The 1,841-nt window shown below is 73.2% G+C and carries 1 protein-coding gene; it reads right to left on the bottom strand.

What is annotated here, in order from left to right; translation table 11 throughout:
• Positions 1 to 1,841 (bottom strand): polyketide synthase dehydratase domain-containing protein (locus ABTY04_RS40810; RefSeq protein ID WP_352218488.1); only part of this gene is annotated, 1,841 nt, incomplete at both ends.

Here is a 1,841-nt window from a genome sequence, read left to right as displayed (position 1 = left end):
ACCAGATCCGACACACCCTCGCCCGGTACGGCCTCCACCGCACCCCGCGTCAGGAACACCAGACGCGCATCAGCCGACCGCTCGTCGGCCAGCCACTCCTTCACCAGCGCCAGCACCCGGCCAGTCACCGCATGCACCGCACCCGACAGGTCCTCCGGATCAGCCACCGGGAACAGCGGGACACACACCAGCGCCCGGTCCACGAGAGTCGCGAGCCCACCACTGTGCACCTCGTAGCGCACGCCCACCGCGTCCAGACCGGAGTGACCCTCCCCGAGCAGCACCCAGGGTCGCTGCTCCGACGCCGACACCGGGGACATCGGCACAGCCGTCCACTCCACCTCGAACAGCGACTCCACACGACCACCGCGCGCCGCACCGATCTGCTCGGGCGAAACCGCCCGCAGCACGAGCGACTCGACCGAGGCGACCGGCTGACCGGTGGAGTCTGCGAGTTCCAGCGACACCGCGCCGGGTCCGGCCGGAGCCAGACGGACCCGTACCGCCGAGGCACCGGCCGCGTGCAGCCGGACACCGCTCCAGGCGAACGGGAGTCGTCCCTGGCCGGTCTTCTCGACGAGCGCGCCGAGTCCGGCCGCGTGGAGGGTCGCGTCCAGGAGCGCCGGGTGGAGCCCGAACCAGTCGGCCGCCTCCGCCGTCTCCTCGTCCAGGCTCACCTCGGCGTACACGGCGTCGCCGTGGAGCCAGGCCGAGCGCAGGCCCTGGAAGGCGGGGCCGTAGTCGAATCCGGCCGCGGCCAGGCCTTCGTAGAGGCCGTCGATGTCCACCGGTTCTGCTCCGGCCGGCGGCCAGGCCGTGAGGTCAGCCGCGGGGGTCGCGGCGTCGCCTGTGGTGAGGACGCCGGTGGCGTGCCGCGTCCACGGCTCGTCGGCGGGGACGTCCTCGTCACGGGAGTACAGCGACAGGGAGCGTCGGCCGGACTCGTCGGCACCGGCGACGGACAGCCGCAGCTGGACTCCGCCACGCTCGGGGAGGACGAGCGGGGTCTCCAGGGTCAGCTCCTCCAGGACGTCGCAGCCGACCTGGTCGCCGGCGCGGACCGCCAGCTCGACGAAGGCCGTGCCGGGCAGGAGGACCGAGCCGAGGACGGCGTGGTCCGCGAGCCAGGGCTGGACGGCCGACGAGAGCCGGCCGGTGAAGAGGTACCCGTCCGAGTCGGGCAGTTCGACGGCCGCGCCGAGCAGCGGGTGGTCCGTCGCACCGAGGCCGAAGCCGGCTGCGTCGCCCGGGGTGTTCTGCGCGGTGGGTGCCGAGTCGAGCCAGTACCAGTCACGCTGGAAGGCGTACGTGGGCAGTTCCACCTTGCGCGCACCGGTCGGCGCGAAGTACGCCTCCCAGTCCACCACCGCACCGTGGGTGTGGGCAAGGGCGAGGGCGTTGCTCTGGGTCTCGGGCTCGGGGCGGCCGGTGCGGAGGGCGGGCGCGAACCGGGCCCCGTCCTCCAGGCAGTCCTGGGCCATCGCGGAGAGCACGCCGTCGGGGCCGAGTTCGACGTAGGTCGTGACTCCGGCGGCTTCCAGGACGCGGATGCCGTCGAGGAAGCGGACCGCCTCGCGGACGTGGCGGACCCAGAAGTCGGCGGAGCCCATCTCGTCGGTGACGAGGGCGCCGGTCAGGTTGGAGACGACCGGGATGCGCGGGGCGCCGTACGACAGTTCCTCGGCGATCTTACGGAAGGCGTCGAGCATGCCGTCCATGTGCGGCGAGTGGAACGCGTGGCTGACGGTCAGCCGCTTGGACTTGCGGTCCGGGAAGGCCTCCGCGACCGCGACCGCCGCGTCCTCGTCCCCGGCGACGACCACCGCCCGGGGGCCGTTGAT

The organism is Streptomyces sp. NPDC097981, from assembly GCF_040302565.1.
Taxonomy (GTDB): domain Bacteria; phylum Actinomycetota; class Actinomycetes; order Streptomycetales; family Streptomycetaceae; genus Streptomyces.
This window is presented reverse-complemented; position numbering and strand designations above follow the sequence as displayed.